Origin of the sequence: Francisella hispaniensis FSC454 (assembly GCF_001885235.1) — a bacterium.
Lineage (GTDB): Bacteria > Pseudomonadota > Gammaproteobacteria > Francisellales > Francisellaceae > Francisella > Francisella hispaniensis.
In genome coordinates this window covers 71,039-94,844 of record NZ_CP018093.1, presented here as the reverse complement: position 1 = coordinate 94,844, position 23,806 = coordinate 71,039, and the positions used below count along the sequence as shown (strand labels likewise).

Below are 23,806 nucleotides of genomic sequence, written 5' to 3'. Positions count from 1 at the left end.
AAATTAAATAAGTAATTCTAAATAATTACCCCACCACCTAAGCAAACATCATCAATATAAAATACTACTGATTGTCCTGGTGTAATTGCTCTTTGTGGCTCATCAAAAGTTACATTAACTAAACCATCCTGATTTACTTCGACTTCACAAGATTGATCTTTTTGTCTATAGCGGACTTTTGCTGCACATCTAAACTTATCTGCTGGAGCCATACCTGCAACCCAACTTAGCTCGATAGCTTGTAGTGATTGCTTAAATAGTAATGGATGATCATGACCTTGCACAGCAATCAAGACATTGTTTGCTAGATCTTTTTTAGCAGCAAACCAAGGTACTTCAGGGCGATTTTTTACACCACCTATACCAAGCCCTTGTCTTTGACCGATTGTATAATACATCAATCCATCATGCATACCAATCTTGATACCATTTTCATCATGGATTTCGCCTTTTTGAGCAGGCAAATACTTAGACAAAAATTCTTTAAACTTACGTTCACCTATGAAGCAGATACCTGTGCTATCTTTTTTATCAAATGTTACTAGATTATTTTCTTTGGCAATTTCACGCACTTTAGATTTTTCAATATTGCCTATAGGAAATATCGTCTGTCTAAGTTGCTCTTGACCTAGTGTATATAAAAAATATGTTTGATCCTTATTATCATCAAGTCCTTTGACTAACTGTACTGAACCATCAGCGGCTTGTCTTGTTTGAGCATAATGTCCTGTGGCAATATAGTCACCACCCAACAAATGGACATAGCTCAAAAAAGCTTTAAACTTAATTTCTTTATTACATAAAATATCAGGATTAGGTGTTCTTCCAGCCTTATACTCTGTTAGAAAATGCTCAAAAACATTATCCCAGTATTCAGCTGCAAAATTAATCTTCTTGAAAGGTATCCCAATCGAGTCACAAACTGCTTGAGCATCGGCGATATCTTGCTCTGCTGAGCAAAATTCATCTGTATCATCTTCTTCCCAGTTTTTCATAAACACACCGGTTACATCATAACCTTGTTGTTTTAAGAGCAAAGCTGAAACAGATGAATCAACACCTCCTGAGATACCAACTATTACTTTTTGTGGCATTTTTTTATTACTTAGAATCTATTTTGTAAAGATTATATATTATTTATCGAATTATTTGAAAAGCTTCTTAAAAACATATAAAAAGTCAGGATGAAACTTTTCCTTATCCGTAATCATCTGAAAAATTTCTGAAATTGATGCAAATTTAATTAAATCAACTTCCATGCCTAAATTAAAACCATCATTTAACTGAGCTTTGAATAAATACATTTTTTCACCATCATATTCATCTTCTCCTATATATGTTAATGGAGCTTTTACTCCTAACTCTTCCATAAGCTCTCTATGTGCAGCTGTCTCGATACTCTCTCCTACTTCAACCTCACCTGCAGCACTATAGTCATAATGTAATGGAAATGAATCATCATTAGCAGAACGCAATTGGAGTAAAAGCTTTTCCTTATCATTGAATATAAAAATACATACAGAAGCTTTAACAGATTTAGCGAATGTTGTTTTTTCAGAAGTCTTCATAATAACTAGTTGATTCTACTTTTTCAAAACTGACAAGAAAGCTTCTTGAGGGATCTCAACAGAACCAATATTTTTCATTCTCTTTTTACCCTCTTTTTGCTTCTCTAATAGTTTTTTCTTACGCGAAACATCACCGCCATAGCATTTTGCTAAAACGTTCTTACGCAACGCTTTAACTGTACTTCTTGCGACGATAGTTCCACCTATAGCTGCTTGAATTGCGACCTCAAACATTTGTCTAGGGATAAGCTCCTTTAGACGCTCAACCAATTCTCTACCTTTGTATTTAGCTTGATCTTTATGTACGATACTCGCCAGAGCATCAACCTTATCACCATTGATAAGTACATCTAAGCGCACCATGTTCGCTGGCTCATAGCGAATTAACTCATAATCTAATGATCCATAACCTTTCGTTACAGACTTAAGAGTATCAAAGAAATCTGACACAACTTCAATCATTGGTAAATCATAAGTTATAGAGACTTGATTACCTACATAATTAAGATCAACCTGTACACCTCTTTTTTCAATACATATAGTTATAACACTACCAACATAATCTTTTGGCACAAGAATATTTGCTCTTACAATTGGCTCATGTATTTCAGCAATTGCACCTGGCTCAGGTAACTTAGAAGGATTATCAACTTCGATAACTTCACCGTCTTTCTTAATAGCTCTATAAACAACTGTTGGTGCAGAAGTGATTAAATCAAGGTTATACTCTCGTTCTAGTCTCTCTTGAATAATCTCCATGTGTAGCATACCCAAGAAGCCACACCTAAAACCAAAGCCTAATGCCTGAGATACTTCTGGCTCAAAAAATAGTGAAGCATCATTTAAACTTAGCTTTTCAAGAGCTTCTCTAAAATCAGGATAATCATCGGAACTTATAGTAAACATTCCTGCATAAACTTGAGGTTGAACCTTTTTAAATCCAGGTACAGGTTTATCTGTTGGATTATGCGCATGCGTGAGTGTATCACCAACTGGTGCGCCGTGAATATCCTTAATACCAGCAACTATAAAGCCAACCTCTCCTGCTTTGAGATGATCTAGATCTTTCATTTTTGGTGTAAATACTCCAAGTCTATCAACTTGATAAGCAACTCCAGTTGACATAACTTTGAACTTCTCACCTTTCTTGATAGTACCATTTTTGACTCTGACGAGTGAAACTACCCCAAGATAATTATCAAACCATGAATCTATAATTAAGGCTTGCAGCTTTGCATTAACATCGCCCTCAGGGGCTGGAACTTTAGCAACAATAGTTTCTAAAACATCTTCTACACCGATACCTGTCTTCGCGCTGCATGTAGTAGCTCCGGTAGCATCGATACCAATTATCTCTTCAATCTCTTGAGCTACTCTATCTGGTTCTGCAGATGGTAAATCAATTTTATTTAATATTGGTATAACTTCTAAATTCTGCTCAATCGCAGTATAGCAGTTTGCTACTGTCTGGGCTTCTACACCTTGAGCAGCATCTACTACAAGCAACGCTCCTTCACAAGCTGCCAATGAGCGCGACACCTCATACGAGAAATCAACATGACCTGGTGTATCAATAAAATTAAGCTGATAGGTCTGACCATCTCTAGCTGTATAATCAAGCGTTACAGACTGAGCTTTAATAGTAATTCCACGCTCTCTTTCTATATCCATAGAGTCAAGCACCTGTTCCTTCATTTCACGCTCACTTAGACCATTACAGACTTGTATAAACCTATCTGAAAGAGTTGATTTACCATGGTCAATATGAGCAATTATCGAAAAGTTTCTGATATTTTTCATAATATTTAGCTCTTGTTACTACTAGAAAGTAATTGTTTATTTAATAAATCTAGGTACCTATTATGCTACAAAATGACTTTAAAATGTAGTGATTGCGATATTTAAATAACTAAATATTAGTCAATTATATTACAAATATTATTGACAAAAATGTACAATATATGCAAAATACTTTAGCTATTAATTTATATATTTGTGTTTCTCGCGTATCCCCCTAGAGAAACTTAAGACTATAAAAAGTAAAAAAATTAAAACTGGAGAATTAAATTGGCTAACTCAAAACAAGCAAAAAAGAGAATTATTCAAGCTGAAAGAAATCGTCAACACAATGTTGCTCGTCGTTCAATGATGAGAACTTTCTTAAAGAAAACAGCTTATGCAATTGAAAAAGGTGATGTAGAAGCAGCAAAAGAAAACTTTGCTAAGGTTGTTCCTATCCTAGATAAGTATGCTTCTAAAGGTCTAATCCACAAGAACAAGGCTGCTAGACATAAGTCTCGTCTAAGTGCTAAAATCAAAGCTCTTGCTACAGCTGCTTAATTTAATAATTTTATCAAATTGTATCCTACTTTTAGGATATTATCTCTAACACAATAGTTATTATAAATCCTAGAATACAGGATCTTTAGTTGGTGGTGCATAATTACCTGATATACCTATTAGCCTATCTTGGTTATTAAAAGTTAGTATTAGTTTTGACTCACTATAATCCTTATCCTGCATGTGTTTTTTATACGTATTTATATAAATATACTCATTAGGATTAAAAGTATCTATAATGTCTGGAGAGCCAAGAATATAAGTAACCTCACTTTTTGTCATATTTGGCTTAATTTCAAAAAGTTTTTTATTTTTTATTTCTTTACCTTGTGGTACTGGAGCCGTATAAGGTTCAATAATCCCACATGCTGATAAACTAAGCATAGCTATTAATAAACATAGATTCTTGGTTATTAGTCTAAACATCGTTATATTAATCTTCTAAGCCTGCAAATAATTTTTGATCGATAATATCACATAAACAGTGAATTATAAGAAAATGATTTTCTTGAATATTTGCTATATTATCTGACGGCACTCTTAGTTCAATATCATCAGCATTGTACATATTCTGAAGCCTACCGCCATTACTTCCCGTTAGAGCTATTACTTTCATTTCTAGGTCATGCGCCTCTTCAACAGCACTAAGGATATTTTCAGAATCACCACTAGTTGTGATAACTAACAAAATATCATCTTCATTACCTAGAGCGGCAACCTGCTTTGCAAAAACTTGTGCAAAGCCATAATGATTACCAACAGCTGTGATAGTTGCAACATCTCCTGTCAAAGCTATTGCCGGAAGAGGAGGTCGCTCCATCTCAAAGTGATTTAATAGTTTAGAAGTAAAATGTTGTGCGATAACCCCTGAACTACCATTGCCACAAACTAGTATTTTGCCACCATTTTCTAGACAAGAAACCATTGCTTTCGCAGCTTGTGCTATAGCTGGTGGCAAGGCATTAGCAGTTTCTATTTTAGCTTGAATACTACTTTCAAAATAACTATTGATTTTGTCTAAAGAAGTCATTGTTCTCTCTAAGCTTGTCTCTTAAGAAAATTTTACTATATTAGATTTTTGATAGCTAGTGTAATAGCCAGTATTTCAGCTTAATCTAAAACCCTATTTAAACTTTGCTATAAAAATTATTTAATTAAAAAGCTATCTATATAACATTATAGATACTATAAATAAATTTTTTCTTGATAATGAATCTAAAACATATATTTGCTTTAACATTATTTGTATCAAGCACAGCTTTTTCCAACTCTATAAATCTTTGTAAAAAAGATAGTTGTTTTATTATTAATCCAGCAACCTTAAAAGTAAACCTTAAACAAAACTCTCTAGAGTTTCCTATTTCTGCCGCACAGGCAAAACAAGACTTCAAAATTATAATACAAAATAAAAAAGAGTTAGATTTTATACGCGATAATATTAATGTTGAATTTAAACTAGATAATGATGAATTAAATGTACGCTTCAAAAATAATCAAAAACTAGCAAGAACAGAAAATAAAACTATCACATTCCCTATTATTAATCGATCAAAATCTTTTTTATTGCCTATGCTTGAAGGATGGGATATCCCAACAGATAATAAAAATTGGATAGAGTACTTAATATCGACTACTAGTGAAAAAGCTCCTTTAAATGGTACTGCTAGTTTATCAATGCAATTTTTAACTTCAGGATTCGAAAAGTATGCTATTTATTATCAAATTAATAATATTTTTGATAATAATTTCTGGTTTACAGGTAAACAAAAATTAGCTCTACATTTTAGACATACTTTTAATATCCTAAATGATGATAAACCTTTTGGGTTTACAATTAAAATACTTGAGAATAATCCTGCAGTGATTGCTAATACTTATCGTCAACACAAAATAGATCAAGCTCAGTTTGTAACACTCTCCGAAAAAGCTAAAATAGTTCCAGAAGTTACAAAGCTCTACGGCGCTCCATTTATTTATTTATGGGGAGATGAACTAGTTGGAGAAACAAACATTAACTGGAAAGGATTCCAACAGTTTGTTAAACAACAACTTGCAAGCAAAACAAATAATCCTACAAAATACTTTAATAAAATACTCAAAGAACACTCTGATAATTCACTCGAAGAATTTGCAAAACAAAAATGGCTTTATGAGTCTCTAAAATCAAATGTTGATAACGCACTTAAACATTTAGTAAAATATCCTAGTTTATGGAATAAACAAGAACTTAGTTCAATTAAGCTTAATCCTACTGCAGCTAAATTAATCGATGAACCTAGAACACCTGCGAACACTATTGAGCTTAATAAAAATCTAATACAGTCAGCTTATTCTAAGTATATGGCTCCTGTTTCTCAATGGGGAAACGGCGTTTCAGTATGGATGATAAAACAGCTACAAAATATTGGTCTAAAAAATGCTTGGTTGGGACTAAATGATGTTTCTGATGGTATCTATCATACTAATGTTATCAATCAAGCTGAAAATGTCGGATACCTTATTGCACCATATGACTCTTACAACTCATTGATAGAAAAAGATCCTGACTCTATGCCAACAGCCTATTTTGATACTAAAGAAAATTTATTTAATGATGCTGCTATAATTAAACAAAATGGAGAATATTTACAAGGATTTTTAAATGGGCAACGTGAACTAAACTCCTCATATGCAATGCCTCAAGTCAAGCGACGCTTAAATAAAGCTATAAACATATATAATATAAAATTTAATTCATGGTTTTTTTGATAGTGATGGTGCAGAGCTCTATATAACGATTTTTCTACTAAACATCCAATGTCTCAAGCTCAAGATGCTCAAAATAAAATAGATTATTTCAAATGGGCAGCAAAACACTATAATCTAGTGGTTGGCACAGAGGATGGTAAAGACTATATTGCACCAGTAGCAGTTTATGGTCAAGGTATAGTTTCTCAAGGAATCTGGGATAAAGACATGCGCCAAAATAAAAAGTCTAAATACTATATGGGAAGCTACTGGTCTGCGTCAGGTATTCCTCCTAGATATGGTAAACCCACACCTCTAAAACCTCTTCTAAGTTATATATATTATAATCCCATTTTTGAAGTCCCTCTTTATCAAATGGTTTACAATAATAGTATTATTACTTCTGATCACTGGGAATATAATACTTTTAAATTCCCATCACAGATAAAAAATAATATCTTAAAAACATTTTTATATAACTACCCTCCTTTGCTACATTTAGATAGAGCGACTTGGAAACAGCAGAAAAATCTCTTAAGTAAATATCTACCAATTTGGTCAAAATGGCATAAGGTTTTAGTACAACAGAAAATGACTAGTTTTAACTATTTAAGCAACGATAGATTACTCCAGTCTACAGAGTTCTCAAATGGTATTATTGTAATTGCTAATTTCGCTGATGCTGCTAAGGGTTATAATAAAATAAATATTCCTGCTAAAAGTATCGTTATCCTACAAAATAATAAAATAGTTCAACGTTTTAATGCTACTAGTTTTGAATAGATAATATCTAGAAAGCTTATTTGTTTTAAAATTTATTATAGATTGATTAGTACAAAACAAATAATTGGAAGTATTGTACACATCAACAAAAAGTTCCAAATGTATTCAAACGGTATATAACCCATTATAGAAACTGCTACAACAGCTATTAACATATTTATAAAGTGATATGAATACGTCATAGATTAAACGAAAAAAGTATACTACCTATATATCTAGTAGGATATATGTGTCAAACTTTACTATATCATCTATTGCTTTAATACCGACTTTATTATACCATTAGTCCAGAAAAATATATTATTTTTTCTTTAAGTATTTATTAAAATTTTTGAGTGCTTAGATGAAATTTAGCAACCATGATAAGATTGAAGTTCTAGAGACTGAATATAATTTTATTGCTGAAATAAGATGTAATAATATTTCAGAAATATCCGATAATATTCTAAAAGAAATTAAAAAACTTTTGACTTATTATCCCCTAATTATAATTAAGCGACAGTGTTTGAGTGATGAGCAACTTATACGATTTGCTAAACAAATAGGCAATGGTAAATTAGAAGAATCTGCTAGGAATATTAGCTTGTCAAAACAAAGACGCTACGTTGCTTATCTAACTAATTTAAAAACTTTAAAGAATGATTTGCTTGGGTTTCCAGAAAATACTACGGATTATTGGCACTCTGATCAGGAATTTAGAGTGGATCCAGCATCAATATCTATATTACATTGCATAATTCCTCCAAAACATAATACAGGTGCTACAAGTTTTGCATCTACTTTGATAGATAACCTTGTCTTACCTAAAGAAATCCTTGAAAAAATAAAACAGTTAAGCTCTACTAGAAAGCCAGCTTATAATCATGATAATGTTCCAAAAATTGTTGTATCCCATCCTGTTGTTTTAAAATCAAACACAGGAGACTCACTATATATTAGTGAAAATACAATAGATTTTCTTGATAAAGGAAAAAAGTTAGAAGAGTCAGAAAAAATTAAAGATACTCTTCTAAAAAAAATACTTAATCCAGAAAATATTTATTCACATTTTTGGGATATGGGAGATTTATTATTATTTGATAACAGTAAGCTTATTCATAGAAGGGAGGCTTTTGAAGGAATCCGTTTTTTAAAAGGAATGAAAATTTATCCTGATAATAACTTTCAAACAAAAATACCTGGCTTAATAATTAAGGAGTAAGGAATATTATGAAGGATTTAAGTTTGAGTCAATTTACTGAGAAAATAATACAAGAAGCTATATCTAATAGTAACAAAACATTTATAAAAAATAATGAAGTCTTAAAACCATATTCTAGTACCAAAATAAGAGCAGGTATTGCAGGAGGATTACCTTTTAATAGTTTAGTTTCCGATGTATCTATGGGGTGCCTTCCTAAATCATCTGCTTGCTATGGAATGTGTTTTGCTGCTAAAAGTAGTTGGCAAAAAGGTTTTGATTTTGGTAAAAAAATTACTAATATTATAGATGAAGATCTTCTAAAGAAAGATCTATTAAGGTTACCTAAAAATCAGAAGTATCTACGTTGTGGCTGGAACAGTGATCCATCTTGGAATTGGCTGCTATCTTATAAAATAGCTAATATTTTAAGAAAAAATGATCTATTAACTATATTTATAACAAAGGCTTTTACTAAAGTTCCTGATATTTTGTTAAAATATATTGCTTTAACTAAAGCTGAAATGAGGGTATCACTCAGCGCTTTAGATACTAATGCGCAGTTGGAACATAGATTAAAGTTTATTGAACGTTATAGGGAGCTAGGTGGGATTATTATACCTATACTCTTAACAGCTTCATTTAAAGAAGATGAATTAATAACTAGGCAAAATAATATAGTTGAATGGTTGGTTCAAAATGATTTTCCGGCTGCAGAAAATAGTTTACGCTTTCCTAAAGATAGTTTTATGTTAAAGTTTATTGATCATTCAAAAGTTAAAACTATGAGTGATGAAAGTTCTTTATGGAGTGGGAGATTATATCCAAAAAAATTAGTTTTCCCAACAACAACTAGTATCCCTCCAGAATATACTGGAATTAATAGCAGTTTTTTATCAGAATTAGATTTAGACTATATAAATAAACTTTTTATTGATCCCGTTAGAACTCATAAAGAGGTACTTCAGTCAAAGCAATCATTATCATCTCCAAAAATGTGCGGTGTTTCAATTTAATATATTAGTTAGTCCGATGGTTACCTGACATAAGAGTTATAATATTTAGAAAAAATGTCATCATATAGCCAAGATTTCAGAGATATAGTAATAGCTAAATACAAAGAAGGCTTAACAGAAAAGCAACTAAGCGATTTTTTAATATAGATATCAATACGACTAGATCATGGATAAATCTGTATTAGACAACTGGTGAGTATAGATCCAAACAAGGTTTAGGTTGTGGTAGATTGGCAACTTTTACAGATAAAGAAGCGATATTAAAATACTTAAAAGAATATCCAGATGCTAGTGCTTTAGATATCAGGGAAGCTTTAGGCACCTGAAATACCTAGAAGTACTTTTTATGATTGTATTAAAAGGCTTGATTTTAGTTTTAAAAAAAGACACCGAAATACAAACAAAGGAAAGAGGAAGATAGACAGGGTTTTATCAAACCTAGAGAACACTTTTCTAAAATATTTAATTTAAAAAAAGAAATTCTCAACCAAATCTCTTATCAAGGATATATCTAGAAAGATTACTTGTTTTAAAATTTATTATAGATAATTAGTACAAAACAAATAATTGGAAGTATTGCACACATCAATAAAAAGTTCCAAATGTATTCAAACGGTATATAACCCATTATAGAAACCGCTACAACAGCTGTTAGCATATTTATAAAATTCATTGCTGCAGATGCGTTTGACTTACATTCAATTGCAGTTGATGCAAGGTATGATGCTGTAGGGTATATAAAATTACACACAAAATACATCAAAGTTATTAATACAAAAAATATTAACGGCGACATATAATTAGCAATTTTTAAACATGCCATAACTACAACTAACACAAGAAAACAAATTAATGCAACAATAAGTATCTTATGAGTGTCATGTTTATTTATTATTTTAGCAATTAACATTGAACCAAGCACAATACCAATCATAGTCATCGAAGTCCATAAACTATACTGAGCACTGTTTAGGTCAAACATACTATGAGCTATAAAAGGTCCAGCTGCAGAATAACAATAGCTAAAAACCGTCATAACACCTAATGTCAATGCAAATACCACTAATTTAAAACTACTAAAAGCATCTTTATAACCTTCAAAAATAGCTGATACCTTTAAATTAAATTCAAAATCTTTTTTATTTTCATATAAGAAACTAGCACCAAACATTATTACAGCATGTATCAATAGTACATAGAAACAATAATACCAATGAGTATAAGCACTAATTATCCCACCTATTAACGTCGCTAGCGTTAGTGATATAGCAAAAGATAAAGTTGCAAAAGATAAAGCTAATTTGGCTTTGTCAGCAGCAACTGAGTTATTTAATATGATAAAAGTACACACAAGCCCTGCTGATGCTCCTATTGCTGTTACAAATCTTCCTATAAGCAACATTGTCATAGAAGAAGCTAATAAACAAATTAGCACACCGATAACATTTACAATCATCCCTACCCTTAGGGTTATGACATCTCCATATTTCTTTGCAATTGGTCCATATATTATTTGACCTAGCACATAGCCTAATAAAAATATACTTACCAACCATTCAACCGCACCACTCGACAAACCAAAGTCTTTCGCAATATTAGGTAAAGCTGGGTTTATAATTACAGCAGAAGCACTAGCTATGCTTATATAAGCCAATAAAATTATAATTTTATAAGTTTTCATAATTTAATCCTCTTCATAAAAATTTAATTATGAGATATAGTAAATTAAAAAATATATTTTACAATACAAGTATATATTGACATAAGTTTAGATTTATTTAACAATGAACAAGCACAAGAATATATCAATAAGCCTTTTGAAGCATTTTATAAGCTTGTTGTCCATGGTAGCTTTACTAATACAGCGAAAGCTCTAGGGATTTCAAAAGCTGCCGTTAGTCATACTATTAAACAATTAGAAAAAGAACTAAGGGTTGATTTACTTAACAGGACAACACGTTCGCTATCATTAACTCATGAAGGTATGCTTTTATTCAATTATTGTAAAACACTCCAAAGTGAGATTGATAATATTCGTGATTTAGCAGAATCTTTTCATAAAGAGCCATCAGGCACTCTAAAAATAAGCACCTCATCATTCTTTGCACAAAATATTCTTATTAACCTCATCAAAGAATATTCAAAGAAATTTAGCAAGGTTAAAATTGAGGTGAGCATTGAAGAAAAAATTCCTGACTTCAAAGCTAATGAAGTAGATATAATTTTTGCGGTCAATTGGACACCCCCAGAAGACATAGTAGCACGTAAAATAGCAACAACAAGATACATATTATGCGCAAGTCCTACATATCTAAAGAAAAATGGTTTTCCAAGCAACCTATCAGATTTAGCTAACCACAATTATATACCTCATAAATCTAGAACCACAGCGCTTGTTAATACTAAGAACAACAAAATAAATCCACAGACATTGCCATATAGCATTTCAGCTAATAATATTGACTTTATAAAAGAATGTGTTTTGAAAGATTTTGGCTTTGCTCAGTTCATGAATACATTGTAAAGAACGAAATACGAAATGGTCAACTTATAGAGTTACTAAAAGATGATTTTTTCGATCAGCAAGATATCTATATTTACTATCCAAAAAACAAATTTGTACAACCAAAAGTGAAAGAGTTTGTAAACTTAGTCATAAATAGTCAAATTTGTATCTAGTGGCATAATAGCTTCTTTATATCTTTTACCTTATCAATTATCATTACAATACTTCTCTAACAAAATAAGTAGTTATGAAGTCACAAATAACATTAAAATTAATCCTACGCGAGAAAATAATTATAGAATCTCTTTTACTAACTATACTAATAGGGTTAATTGGTCTTTTAAGCTATATTATTTTACCCAAGATTTTTGTTTTTAGTTTGGTTGGAATTGCAGCATTTTGTGCTGCCCCAATTCATGGAGTATATAGGAAAAGCTACACATATATTATAGTCACTGTCATCTCTATAAATATATCTATAATTATCGGAACAACTATATCTCAGCTACCGCTGCTAGTACCATACGTTACATTTATCATTGGTGCTTTAACTTTTTATCTACCAACAAAGTTTAAACTAATGCCTGAAATACTGACAAAATTCTGTTTTATCGGATATATCTCAAGTACTTTTGGACACAGTCATTTAAACCTAAGTGTCATTATAGCTTCAGCCACTATAATAACTATTATACTCCTATTTTATTATGCCTTAATAAATATTTTGCTATATAGAGATCAGCCATATTCTAAGCGAGAAAAAGTCAAAGACATATACCATCATGTGATGATCGTTGCTCTGGCTTCTCTTGTCGCTGGATACTTCGTAACTAAAATTATGGCTCTATATATACCTAACACCAATCCCTGGTGGATTATGATGACTATAGTTTTAGTTTTAGGTTACACTTATCAAAGAGTCAAGGTTTCTGCATTTAAAAGAGGTATAGCTAATATTCTAGGTCCAATCATAATGGCAATATTGATGACTCTCTTTAAAAACCATTATTACCTTCAGGTTCTCTTAGTATTTGTCCTTTTTTTCTTAGTAAGCTGTTCCATTTCTTACTACCTAATATTATCACTTTTTGCTTCATGTATAGTTATTAGCTGGGAGATGATCTCACTGTCCCAACCAGATTTATATACTATTGCATTAGATAGAGCACTAGAAACACTTATAGCGGTAGGAATTGTACTAACAGTAAATGAGATATATAAAAGGATATTTGCCAATTATGTAAATAAAAGAATAGGTTAGGCAGTTCTTGCACCAAATAAACTACTACCTACTCTCACATCCGTACTACCATATTGTATAGCTAATCTATAATCAGCGCTCATCCCCATTGATAGTCTCGATAGCTTTAGATCATCATTTAATCTAGAGTTGACAGTATCAAAAAAATGCTTCATCTTTGCAAAACTCTTCTCTGGAGAGTTAGTTTTTGCAGGGATACACATTAACCCAACTATCTTGAGGTTTATAAAACTTTTAGCTTTGATTATACTTGCGACAACTTCCTCTAACTGTGTCGATTCAAAACCAGACTTACTAATATCGTCATCTATATTTATCTGTAAAAAAACCTCTATTTTTTTGGCTAATTGCTTTGCTGCTTTGTCAATTTTTTCAAGTTGTTCTAACTTTTCGACACTTTGAATTGAACTAGCATATTTAACAATATGTTTTATCTTACGCGACTGGAGCGAACCGATAAAGTGCCATCTTAGACCAGGTAACTTTTGAGCCTTTTGCTCTAACTCCTGAAAATAGTTCTCACCGAAGTCTAATTGCCCAAGACTTGCCAAGTACATTATTTTATCTATAGACTGATATTTACTAACAGCCAAAAGCCTAGCCTTTGAGTCTATATTTTGCATAATACTAGTATATGATTTTTGGATAAATTCTTTATCAATCATAACTTCTTCCTCATTACAATAAGATTTCTCTCAGCATTTAAGAAAGGAACTTTAATACTATATTTCTCAATATTTAAAGGCAAAGATTCTAAGTTTCGCTCCTCTAAATCTGGACCTTTCATTGCTAACATTTGATTATCTTCAGTTAAGAGCTGCTTACATAATTCATAAAATGTATCCACCGAACTAAATGCTCGCGAAATAATATTATCAAAGTTACCATCAAAGTTTTCAATCCGTATATTTAGTGGATTAATGTTATTTAAATTCAGGCTTTTTTTGACATTTTTAAGAAACATAATTTTCTTACCAATACTATCAATAAGAGTAAACTGGTGTTGCGGATATAGTATCGCCAAAACCACTCCAGGCAAACCTCCTCCAGTGCCAACATCAACAGTTGAGCCACCTTTGATATACTTAGCAACTGCTAAACTATCAAATAAATGCTTAACTAACATATCATCAAGCTTCTTAATCGCGGTCATATTGTAGACTTTATTCCATTTCTCTAATAATTTGAGATAGTCTAACCATTGGGTAATTTGCATATCAGTTGCTTGAATACTTAGTTGACTAAGAGCTTGCTTAATTTTATCTTTCATAATGTCCATTTTATAGAAATAACAATCTTATATAAGCTATAATAATTATATTATAAGCTTTAAAAGATAGAGTTGTGATTTTAAACTCCAACTTTAACACAAATTAATATGATTTTATCAAGAAAATTTGGTGCGGCGATGATTATATCTGGCACTTGTATTGGTGCTGGAATGTTGGCAATTCCCGCTACTGTAGCTAGTTGTGGCTTTTTGATTGGCTCTATACTAATTATTTGTATTTGGGGATTAATGACTTTCACGGCTTTAGTTTTAGCAGAAGTTAATTTGAAGATGGATGATGGTGCTAATTTTGTCGAAATGACAAGTCAAACTCTTGGTCCAATTGGCGTTGGTATTGTTTGGATTTGCTATGTGCTACTACTTTATTCACTTGTAGCTGCTTATACTGTTGGTGGTGGCTCACTCATCTCAACAACTCTTGAGAGTCTTGGGATTACCTTATCAGAAAAAACTACAGGTATTATCTTTATCCTTATCCTTGGAATTTTTATATATATCAGTACTAGGATTGTTGATCATATTAATAAAATTATGTTTTCTGGTAAACTTTTAGCATTTTTATTATTAATTGCTGTACTTATACCTCATATTTCTCTAGATCATCTTAGCTATCAAATTAAAAATCCAAATTTTATTTGGGCAGCGTTTCCAATACTACTAACTTCATTTGGTTTTCATCATATAATTCCTACGCTTAGAACCTATGTAGGATCAAATAAAAGATCTTTACGCCAGGCTATTATAATAGGCAGCTCAATACCATTGATCGTTTATCTATTATGGATTTTTGCTACTCTTGGTTCACTTCCTGTTGCAACACCAACTGGCATACTAGGTAAGCATTCTGGTGAAATAACCTCAGTGATAATCAATCACTTTAGTACTAGTTCTGGCTATATCTCAACAATATCTTTTTTATTTGGTTTTTTTGCTTTAGCAACATCTTTTCTAGGAGTAGCTCTAGGACTATTTGATTTTAATCGCAGCACTTATAAAATATCAGAAAATATACACAAACATAAAATACTTGCTTTTATAATAACTTTCTTGCCAGCATATATTTATGCTATAGCTTATCCTAATGGTTTTAAAACAGCTTTAGGCTACGCCAGTATTTTTGTTGCTATACTTCAGGTTGCGCTACCAGTTATGATGCTATGGGTTATTAACTACCGTAAGCAAAAAGCCTTGGTTAGCACATCTGCTATAGCGATATTTATAATATTTATTGCGATTTTAATTATTATTTTACAAATTATGAGCTCTTTTGATTTATTACCAACTTTAAATTAAAGACTGTGATTCTTAACTTTCATATTGTAAGTCAATAAAATTACAATACCAACAAAAATAGGTAGTATCACCGAAGGGAACAGCATTAATGTAAAATACTCTCCCGTAATCTGAACCCAAATGACGCCCACAGCATTACCTATTACAAACATTGTCATACATGTGATAAAAAAAGGTATCTTCCAAAGATTATCCATATTACCACGTAGAACCCTGCCTATCTCAATGCCCAAATCAGTAGTAGTTCCTGTCATATGTGTTGTTCGAGCAAAACCTCCAAAAAATAACGTGGTAAAACTATTTTGCATCCCCATAGCGATTGCTAAAAATAAATCATCAATAACACGATGGTTATTAAAAATATCTATAAGCAAAGTACCTGTAAGCATTACGGCACTTTGTAAAACTAATGTTTTAGTATGATCTTCTGATATTACATAAGTATCAGTTTTCATAATAACACCATTTATAGCCGCTCCAACAACAAACCCAACTATAAGTATTGCTACTTTATACATAAAGATCCAATCTGAGCCAGCTATACTGTGACCTAGAATTCTTAAGTTTCCAGACATTACTGCAACACTGGCACCAAAAGAGTTATATAAAACTACGCTATCAATCCAGCCAGAATTAAAAATTAATATAACTGTAATAAAATAAGTAAAAGCTAATTTCTTCGTAAACACTTTCTTATCCTCCTTGAGCGTTTAGAAACTATTATATAGCTTTTAGAATAAAAAATTATTTTTTAATTTTGTTTTCTTCAGCATGATTCTTTATCAAGCATTTAAGTCCCTGAGGTCTCTCACTAAGAGTCTTAGATAAAGAAATTTTCTTTGTAAATATTCGTGCTAAATTCATATTTACCTCCTTTTTAAACTTCAATATATAATCCTCTTTATCAAATTAAATTTGTAAAGAGGCAAAAATAAAATATACAAAGAAGTATTTTCTTTGTCAACTTATGGGCCTAAGTTATGCTTAGATTGTTGATTAGCTAGTTAAAATTTGACTTTTTGGAGCTAAACAAAGTAGAGTATATATTTTGAAGGTTGAAGCAAATCATAGACAATAAACTATAATTGGTGAAATTATGCAAACTCTACAAGCACTAAAAACTCGTAAATGTGTTAGGCAATTTTTAGATAAACCGATTGCTCAACAAAAGCTACAACAACTCTTTGATGCTGCAAGGTGGACGCCTTCTAGTAAAAACACTCAACCATGGAAAATAGCTGTAGTTAGTGGACAAAAGAAAATAGACCTAATGGATAAAATTCTAGCAGCTTGTAATAATAATGAAAAACCTCGAATGGAATATGATTACAATGGTGATGTTATTTTAGAAGGTAAGCTTAAAGAGCGCGCAATTAAGTGTGGACATGATTTATATAATGCTCTAGGTATAGCTAGAGAAGATAAGCAACAGCGTATTGAACAATGGAAGAAGAACTATCTTTCGTTTAATTCGCCTACTGCAATGTTTATTTTTAAAGACCCAAATACTGGAATTAGTGGCTACATGGACTGTGGCATGCTGATACAATCGATTCTTTTAGCTGCTACTGATTTAGGCTTAGCAACATGTCCACAAGCATCTTTAGGTCATTACCCAGATATAGTTAAAAAAGAATTAACAGGATTTGATGATTATATTCTTTTATGTGGTATAGCTATAGGTTATGAAGATACTAGTGCGGCTGTAAATAATTATCGCACTGAAAGAGAAGCTATCAATAATTTTGTTAGTTTCTTTTAATTCTTTAGAAAATTATACTGTGATGTTATTATAATCAGTAATAAACTAACTGTACTAAAGTGACATATCCAATGAGTGCTATTCATAAAGATATAATTGAAGCGACTCGCTATTTTCTCAAGCTAGTAGAGTTAGGATCATATAGCTCAGTGAAAAAATACTATAATGTAGAGTTAAACACCATAAAAAATAAAATAGAGATACTCGAAAAATATCTTGATCTTAAGCTTATAAGAAATGTACAGAATCGTATATCACCTACTAGTGATGGTATGAAATACTTTCACTCTTGTAATAAAATATTTAATGACCTTGAAAACACAATCCATAATGTAAAGCAAAGTGGTTTTAGACAACGTCAATCGATAAAAATACTTGGTACACCATTATTTATCAAAATAATAATTGATCTAGCCTTACCACAAATACAGCAAATAAATAATGATGCTTTTAACTTTGCTCTTGATAGCTACCAAGTTGACAACCTTAATGGTAGTCAGTTTCAGTTCGATTCTTATAATGTTATACAAATATTTAATAAACATCTTGAACATATAGATCTTGATGACTGGATAGTCTGTTCATCAGTAGATGCAGTTAAGCTACCAGCTTATGTATATGGTAATAGAGAGTTTGTAAAAGATTTACATCATAATCCTGAAAAAGTACTAGAAGCACCACTTGTTTTTAACAGATATGACTTTTCTTTGGGTATAAACGAATTTAAACATGGCGATAAGCACTACAAACTCAATCTTGATAAAGTTATGTTTACCGTTGATAATGAAATTCAAAAAGCCAATCTACTTAAAAGTGAAAACACTATAGGCTTTATGCCAAAATTTTACTATGATGCTGTACTAAAAGATAATGATAATATCGTAAAAATAGAAGGCTTTGAAATAGAATTTCCATTAGAGCCGCACTTAATACTTGTATATAAGCATTCTAAATATGCCGAAGAGCTTATAAAAATCGTCAGATCCGGTATCAAAAAAATACAAGTTCAATATCTTTAAAACAATTTATTTCTTAGATCTTAACCTTAAAATATAATATTCTGAAATAGCCACCGTCGCATGCACAAATATCACAGCTACGCCAATATATGCAAAAATCTCATGGATATCCTTGAGTTTGACAACGTAAACTTTTGCTAAAACTGGCGTAATTGACGGTAAACCAAATGGAATTGTGTAAGTTCCTTTTGCACTTATTATACACCAACCTAGTATAGGCATAGTTATTAACCAAACATACAGAAAACCATGGACAATTTTAGCGACTATCGCCCTAAATTTGTTATAGCAAAGTCTCTGACCAATAATTGGGAATTCAACAAACTTTCTTACAATCAAGCGTAAAATAGTCAAAAATAGTACTAAAAATCCTATATATAAATGTGACGTCTTCATAACATCATGGAATAATGTCTCTTTACCAAAAGTACTTCTGAACTCTATTGTGACAAAAGCTAAAATTATAAGAATGACTGTAATCCAATGGATAGATACCATAAGCTTATTTATTTTTGTTTGCATTAAAGTTAGTGATGGTTTTTGAGTATGCTAAATTATAGTCTTTTTCTATCCTAAGAGAAATTTTTTTATAAAAGAGTTTTCAAAATATAGTAATAACCTATTAGGTATAAAAGTAGTACTAATACTAACTGAAATAGCTTAAAACTAAATTGTTTGTGTAGATTCCGTGGTCAAGCCTGACAGAATGACGTACTACTCTTTGGTGTAGTTATGTTATATCAATAACTAAAAATGCCGCTATAACCTAAACCCAAAGGATTAAGATTTATCCAGAGAATTTCTGATTCATACTAAAGTTAATATAACTTGTCGATAATATTATTTTAGCTCTTTTTGAGCATTATGAAAATCTTGCTTATACTGTTGATTTGATTGTAATACTGCAAACTCACTCATAGCTACGGTTTGTGAAGCTTTAATATCACTAAGCCAATGCACACCACAAATGACTCTACTTTTTTCAGCTGGGCTAAAATTAATCCATAAGTCCATGATCTTGTTGAGTGTACCGAAGGGTAAGCATAACTATTAGGATTTTCAGAAGAATCACAAGGCTATCTATCAAAATATACATAAGGTCTTTTTCTCTTATAAAAGTCTTTAGCAATATCTTTAGCATTATTTACATCTATAGTAGCTTTATTTAATAGTTTGAAAATAGCTGGCGTATCATTTTCGCTAATCTTTTGACCAAAGCCTTACTAAAATCTGCAATAATAATACTATCATCATTAGTTGCATGATAAATAGCCTGTTGATAGCGATATGAGTCTTTATCAATACTAAAAGTAGATTCTAATATAGCTTTGTCATTAGCAAAAGCCAAAGAATCAGTAGCTGGAGGCGCTCCGATTAAATCGATTGTATTAACAAGTTGGTCTTGAGATAAATACCCTCCATCTTTCCAACCAGCAAAGCTAAGTATTACACCTATAATTAATAGGAAGATTATTAAGATAATTTTTTCATGTTAAGTTTTTTTCTTTTAGTAATAACTGATATTCTTCTAGCTTTTAGAAATTTCCAAAAATATTAAAAATAACCATATATATTATACTAGTAACAGTTATACATGCCGGAATAGTCAGAATCCAAGCCATTGCCATTTTCTTGACGACTTTCCAGTTTACGCCAGCGTCAGCATAACCAGCACCCATAATAGAACCTGATGCAACTTGAGTCGTACTAACTGGTAAACCAATATGTGAAGCCCCTAAAACTAAGATCCCAGAACTTAACTCTGCTGAAACTGCATTGACCGGTTCTAGTTTTGATAGCTTAGCACTTAGCGTTTTAATTATCTTTTTACCGCCAGACAAAGTTCCTAATCCCATAGCAACACCACAAAGTATAATGACCCAGTCAGGAACTTGAGTAGTCTTAACAAGTCCTGCACTTAGTAAAGCTAGTGTTATTATTGACATTGTTTTTTGAGCATCATTAGATCCGTGAGAGAAAGATAGTAAACTAGTAGATAATACCTGCATTTCTCTTATGTATTTATTTGTAGTTCTAACCCTAAAAAATCGCATAAAAATATTTAGTAGCACTATGCATATTATCAATGCCAAAAAGAATGCCACAACAGGTGAAGTAACCATTGGAATCAAAACTTTATTAACTACCGTCATATAGCTTACATTCTGATAGCTTGAGCTAATAATCACTGCACCAACTAGAGAACCTATCAAAGCATGTGATGAGCTTGAAGGAATCCCAAAGCTCCAAGTAAAAAAATTCCAACTTATCGCTCCAAGTAGCGCAGAAATCAAAACAATATCTGTAACCACATTAGTATCTACAAGTCCTTTTGATATTGTTGCAGCAACTGCTGTACCAAAGAAAGCTCCTAAAAAGTTAAAAAATGCTGCTAAAGCTATTGCCTGATAAGGAGTTAGTGATTTAGTTGCAATAGGTGTTGCAACAACATTTGCTGCATCATGAAAACCATTTGTAAACTCAAAAAACAATGCTATTACAATAATGGCTATAAGCACTGATGTAATCATCTTATCTACCTTGTTAGTTAAACTTCTTTAACATATAATCGCATAATAGACTCTGCTATAGATGTGCATGTAGATATTGCATTTTCTATAGCCTTATATATATCTTTAACTTTCATAATAAAAATTACATCACCTTCTTCATAATGAGAAAATTTCTTAAGCGCATGACCTAATTCTTCTAGAACATTCTCATCTAAGGCTGTAAGTCTTATATAAAGGTTTTTAAGCTCTTTATTATCACCATTGACAAAAGCTTTCATCATATCATCTAAAACTTTTGTCATTTTGCGAAGTGTTTCAACACTATTAGCTAAGTATATATTTACATTGCCACGCTCTTCTTCCATCAAAATTTGCATATATCGATGAATCTTAACAATTCTTCGATTTAATTTTAAAAGCAAAATAGTGATATTATGTATCTCTACTCTATCAACAGGAGTTACAAAGTAACGCGCTAACTCATGATCGATTTTATTAGCTACTTCAACTGTTACTGTTCTTGTTAATCTTAGCTCTTCTGATAACTCAGAGATAGTCAAATTATCTTCTTCTTTAACTAGCTTATCAAGAATTCTAGCCGAGTCTTCAACAGCCTCTGTTGCTTCTATCATTAAATCAAAAAAGATTTTATCTTGACTTGGAATCAGTTTTTTAACCAGCTTACGCAGCATTTATATAATCTCCTAACTAACTTATTTTATATATTCAACAGTTGAAAGTTTATAACAAAAAAATAGATAATAACAACAAGAAATCATTTTTAAAAAAATATCCAAAAAAATATTGCTTTTACACCGAAGTCTAAAATATAATTATCACCCTCTTATTTTAAATATTGATGTTTTATATAAAAAAGTAAATATTTTAGAGCAAAAATATAAATATTTAAATCTTTTTCTTAAAAAAAATTTTTTAGCAATAATTTATTTAATTTTCTTACTAATATTTCCTTTGAATCTAACAACTAAAGGTATCATATGAAACTCAATAAAATTACTTTAGGAATTTTAAGTATAGGTATAGCAGCAACGACTTTTGCCACAGATATAAATAATAGCAAACCAAATGATTATGGAACTCTTGCAAAAATATTCCAAAAATTATTTAGTAATGCAAATATCCTAAAAACCACTACGCCAATAAAGCACATAGTTATAATATTTCAAGAGAATAACTCTTTTGATAGATACTTTGGGATGTATCCTAATGCCAAAAATCCAGATGGCGAGCCAAAATTTGTAGCCAAAGAAAATACTCCAAATGTTAATGGTCTGACAAAACAATTATTAGAGAGCAATCCTAATACAAAAAACCCTTATCGCTTAGATAGAAATTTCCAACCTTGTTCACAAAATCATGAGTATCATCAAGAAATTTCTTCTTTTAATGGTGGATTAATGAACAAATTTGTTGAACATGGTGGTCATGATAATGGCACCTATAAACAAAACTGTGATGGCCAAGTTATGGGATATTATGATGGTAACACTGTCACAGCATTATGGAATTACGCACAAAACTTTGCCCTAAATGATAATACATTTGGTACAACTTTTGGTCCTTCAACACCTGGAGCGCTTAACCTTATAGCTGGTGCAAATGGTCCGGCAATCAGTCCAACTGGTAATTTAGAAAATATTGAAAATAGTTATATCATTGATGATCCTAACCCATACTACGATGATTGCTCTTATGGTACAAGTAAATCTGGTGATACAAATACAGCTGTAGCAAAAATTACTGATGGTTATAATATTGGACACTATCTAACTCAAAAAGGTATTACTTGGGGTTGGTTTCAAGGCGGATTCAAACCAACAAGCTACTCTGGTAAAACAGCAATATGTGATGCAATGAGTACTAATAAATTCGGTGTAAAATCAAGAGACTATATACCTCATCATGAGCCTTTTAACTACTGGGAAGAAACGTCAAACCCTCATCATCTAGCACCAAGTGATGAAAAATATATAGGTAGTAATGACCAAGCTAATCATCAGTACGACATAAGTGAATTCTGGAAGACTCTTGATCAAAACAATATGCCTGCTGTAAGTTACTTAAAAGCTCCTGGCTACCAAGATGGTCATGGAGGTTACTCAAACCCTCTAGATGAGCAAGAATGGTTAGTCAATACTATTAATAGAATCCAACAATCAAAAGACTGGGATAGTACAGCAATTATAATTATTTATGATGACTCTGATGGTGATTATGACCATGTCTACAGTCCAAAATCACAGTTTAGCGATATCAAAGGAAGACAGGGTTATGGTCCAAGATTACCAATGCTTGTTATTTCTCCTTATGCTAAAGCAAACTATGTTGATCATTCATTACTTAATCAAGCATCTGTACTTAAGTTTATAGAGTATAACTGGGGTATTGGCTCAGTTAGTAAGTATAGTAATGATAAATACTCAAACAATATCTTAAACATGTTTGATTTTAATAAAAACCAAAAAACACCAAAACTGATTTTAGATCCTAAATCAGGTCTAGTAGTAGATAACTCAAAATAAAAAT

At 31.4% G+C, this 23,806-nt stretch carries 22 protein-coding genes and 4 pseudogenes; 11 read left to right on the top strand and 15 right to left on the bottom strand.

What is annotated here, in order from left to right; genetic code table 11:
- Positions 1 to 17: 17 nt before the first annotated feature.
- The 3 genes from mnmA to lepA are packed head-to-tail and all read right to left on the bottom strand — an operon-like array spanning position 18 to position 3,368.
- A complete protein-coding gene (gene mnmA / locus FSC454_RS00455; RefSeq protein ID WP_066045098.1) occupies positions 18 to 1,094 on the bottom strand; it encodes a tRNA 2-thiouridine(34) synthase MnmA in 1,077 nt (358 codons plus the stop codon).
- Between the two features lie 51 nt (positions 1,095 to 1,145).
- Positions 1,146 to 1,568: an NUDIX domain-containing protein gene (locus FSC454_RS00450; protein WP_066045100.1), complete on the bottom strand. Its 423-nt coding sequence runs from the start codon at positions 1,566 to 1,568 to the stop codon at positions 1,146 to 1,148.
- Between the two features lie 15 nt (positions 1,569 to 1,583).
- Positions 1,584 to 3,368: a translation elongation factor 4 gene (gene lepA, locus FSC454_RS00445; protein ID WP_014547427.1), complete on the bottom strand. Its 1,785-nt coding sequence runs from the start codon at positions 3,366 to 3,368 to the stop codon at positions 1,584 to 1,586.
- 267 nt (positions 3,369 to 3,635) lie between these two features.
- Between lepA and rpsT the strand changes: the two genes are divergently transcribed.
- The gene (gene rpsT, locus FSC454_RS00440; RefSeq protein ID WP_003017608.1) at positions 3,636 to 3,908 is read left to right on the top strand and encodes a 30S ribosomal protein S20; all 273 of its coding nucleotides are present in this window, start codon (positions 3,636 to 3,638) and stop codon (positions 3,906 to 3,908) included.
- A gap of 69 nt (positions 3,909 to 3,977) precedes the next feature.
- Here rpsT and FSC454_RS00435 read toward each other — a convergent pair whose 3' ends face one another.
- Together FSC454_RS00435 and FSC454_RS00430 are read right to left on the bottom strand one after the other, a co-directional pair.
- Positions 3,978 to 4,334, bottom strand: coding sequence for an outer membrane protein assembly factor BamE (locus FSC454_RS00435; protein WP_014547426.1), 357 nt, complete (start codon positions 4,332 to 4,334; stop codon positions 3,978 to 3,980).
- A gap of 7 nt (positions 4,335 to 4,341) precedes the next feature.
- Positions 4,342 to 4,938, bottom strand: a complete 597-nt coding sequence (locus tag FSC454_RS00430) for a D-sedoheptulose-7-phosphate isomerase (protein ID WP_066045102.1) — start codon at positions 4,936 to 4,938, stop codon at positions 4,342 to 4,344.
- Positions 4,939 to 5,117: 179 nt separating this feature from the next.
- Between FSC454_RS00430 and FSC454_RS10160 the strand changes: the two are divergent.
- A pseudogene (locus FSC454_RS10160) lies at positions 5,118 to 7,418 on the top strand (glycoside hydrolase).
- A 25-nt stretch (positions 7,419 to 7,443) separates the two neighbouring features.
- Here FSC454_RS10160 and FSC454_RS09620 read toward each other — a convergent pair.
- A pseudogene (locus FSC454_RS09620) lies at positions 7,444 to 7,585 on the bottom strand (MFS transporter); the annotation flags it as partial.
- Positions 7,586 to 7,761: 176 nt separating this feature from the next.
- Here FSC454_RS09620 and FSC454_RS00420 point away from each other — a divergent pair.
- From FSC454_RS00420 to FSC454_RS09750, 3 genes and pseudogenes are all read left to right on the top strand, one after another.
- A complete protein-coding gene (locus FSC454_RS00420) occupies positions 7,762 to 8,619 on the top strand; it encodes a TauD/TfdA dioxygenase family protein (protein ID WP_071794752.1) in 858 nt (285 codons plus the stop codon).
- Between the two features lie 8 nt (positions 8,620 to 8,627).
- Positions 8,628 to 9,614 (top strand): hypothetical protein, encoded by a 987-nt coding sequence (locus tag FSC454_RS00415; RefSeq protein ID WP_066045106.1) that lies wholly within the window; start codon positions 8,628 to 8,630, stop codon positions 9,612 to 9,614.
- A gap of 54 nt (positions 9,615 to 9,668) precedes the next feature.
- Positions 9,669 to 10,051: pseudogene (locus tag FSC454_RS09750) on the top strand (COG3415 family protein); the annotation flags it as partial.
- A 92-nt stretch (positions 10,052 to 10,143) separates the two neighbouring features.
- Here the strand turns inward: FSC454_RS09750 and FSC454_RS00405 are convergent.
- On the bottom strand, positions 10,144 to 11,295 hold the full coding sequence (locus tag FSC454_RS00405; RefSeq protein ID WP_066045108.1) for a multidrug effflux MFS transporter: 1,152 nt from the start codon (positions 11,293 to 11,295) through the stop codon (positions 10,144 to 10,146).
- Positions 11,296 to 11,398: 103 nt separating this feature from the next.
- Here FSC454_RS00405 and FSC454_RS00395 point away from each other — a divergent pair.
- Together FSC454_RS00395 and FSC454_RS00390 are read left to right on the top strand one after the other, a co-directional pair.
- Positions 11,399 to 12,293, top strand: a pseudogene (locus FSC454_RS00395) (LysR family transcriptional regulator).
- 206 nt (positions 12,294 to 12,499) lie between these two features.
- Positions 12,500 to 13,381, top strand: coding sequence for an FUSC family protein (locus tag FSC454_RS00390; protein WP_082810686.1), 882 nt, complete (start codon positions 12,500 to 12,502; stop codon positions 13,379 to 13,381).
- Here the strand turns inward: FSC454_RS00390 and FSC454_RS00385 are convergent.
- Together FSC454_RS00385 and rsmG are read right to left on the bottom strand one after the other, a co-directional pair.
- The gene (locus FSC454_RS00385; RefSeq protein WP_066045112.1) at positions 13,378 to 14,046 is read right to left on the bottom strand and encodes a YggS family pyridoxal phosphate-dependent enzyme; all 669 of its coding nucleotides are present in this window, start codon (positions 14,044 to 14,046) and stop codon (positions 13,378 to 13,380) included. The two genes, FSC454_RS00390 and FSC454_RS00385, sit on opposite strands and share 4 nt — an antisense overlap.
- On the bottom strand, positions 14,043 to 14,660 hold the full coding sequence (gene rsmG, locus FSC454_RS00380) for a 16S rRNA (guanine(527)-N(7))-methyltransferase RsmG (protein ID WP_066045114.1): 618 nt from the start codon (positions 14,658 to 14,660) through the stop codon (positions 14,043 to 14,045). Before rsmG ends, FSC454_RS00385 begins: the two co-directional genes overlap by 4 nt.
- Positions 14,661 to 14,759: 99 nt before the next feature.
- On the opposite strand from rsmG, the gene FSC454_RS00375 reads away from it, so the two are divergent.
- Entirely contained in the window at positions 14,760 to 15,965 is a 1,206-nt protein-coding gene (locus FSC454_RS00375) for an amino acid permease (protein WP_066045117.1), read from the top strand.
- Here the strand turns inward: FSC454_RS00375 and FSC454_RS00370 are convergent.
- On the bottom strand, positions 15,962 to 16,654 hold the full coding sequence (locus FSC454_RS00370; protein WP_066045119.1) for a YoaK family protein: 693 nt from the start codon (positions 16,652 to 16,654) through the stop codon (positions 15,962 to 15,964). The genes FSC454_RS00375 and FSC454_RS00370 overlap by 4 nt on opposite strands.
- A gap of 407 nt (positions 16,655 to 17,061) precedes the next feature.
- Between FSC454_RS00370 and FSC454_RS00365 the strand changes: the two genes are divergently transcribed.
- The gene (locus tag FSC454_RS00365) at positions 17,062 to 17,727 is read left to right on the top strand and encodes a nitroreductase (RefSeq protein ID WP_066045122.1); all 666 of its coding nucleotides are present in this window, start codon (positions 17,062 to 17,064) and stop codon (positions 17,725 to 17,727) included.
- A gap of 71 nt (positions 17,728 to 17,798) precedes the next feature.
- Positions 17,799 to 18,746 (top strand): LysR family transcriptional regulator, encoded by a 948-nt coding sequence (locus tag FSC454_RS00360; RefSeq protein WP_066045124.1) that lies wholly within the window; start codon positions 17,799 to 17,801, stop codon positions 18,744 to 18,746.
- Between the two features lie 6 nt (positions 18,747 to 18,752).
- On the opposite strand, the gene FSC454_RS00355 is transcribed toward FSC454_RS00360, so the two are convergent.
- The 5 genes from FSC454_RS00355 to FSC454_RS00340 all read right to left on the bottom strand — a co-directional run bounded on the left by FSC454_RS00355 (position 18,753) and on the right by FSC454_RS00340 (position 21,951).
- The gene (locus tag FSC454_RS00355; protein ID WP_071794751.1) at positions 18,753 to 19,268 is read right to left on the bottom strand and encodes a cytochrome b; all 516 of its coding nucleotides are present in this window, start codon (positions 19,266 to 19,268) and stop codon (positions 18,753 to 18,755) included.
- Between the two features lie 318 nt (positions 19,269 to 19,586).
- Entirely contained in the window at positions 19,587 to 19,760 is a 174-nt protein-coding gene (locus FSC454_RS09605) for a hypothetical protein (protein ID WP_156470852.1), read from the bottom strand.
- A gap of 151 nt (positions 19,761 to 19,911) precedes the next feature.
- Positions 19,912 to 20,094 carry a hypothetical protein gene (locus tag FSC454_RS09600; RefSeq protein ID WP_066045126.1) on the bottom strand — a complete coding sequence of 61 codons (183 nt, stop codon included), beginning with the start codon at positions 20,092 to 20,094 and terminating at the stop codon, positions 19,912 to 19,914.
- Positions 20,095 to 20,281: 187 nt separating this feature from the next.
- A complete protein-coding gene (locus FSC454_RS00345) occupies positions 20,282 to 21,277 on the bottom strand; it encodes an inorganic phosphate transporter (protein ID WP_014547410.1) in 996 nt (331 codons plus the stop codon).
- A gap of 17 nt (positions 21,278 to 21,294) precedes the next feature.
- The gene (locus FSC454_RS00340; RefSeq protein ID WP_014547409.1) at positions 21,295 to 21,951 is read right to left on the bottom strand and encodes a hypothetical protein; all 657 of its coding nucleotides are present in this window, start codon (positions 21,949 to 21,951) and stop codon (positions 21,295 to 21,297) included.
- Positions 21,952 to 22,257: 306 nt separating this feature from the next.
- Here FSC454_RS00340 and FSC454_RS00335 point away from each other — a divergent pair, with 306 nt between their 5' ends.
- Positions 22,258 to 23,802: an alkaline phosphatase family protein gene (locus FSC454_RS00335; RefSeq protein ID WP_071794750.1), complete on the top strand. Its 1,545-nt coding sequence runs from the start codon at positions 22,258 to 22,260 to the stop codon at positions 23,800 to 23,802.
- The last annotated feature ends 4 nt before the right edge of the window (positions 23,803 to 23,806 follow it).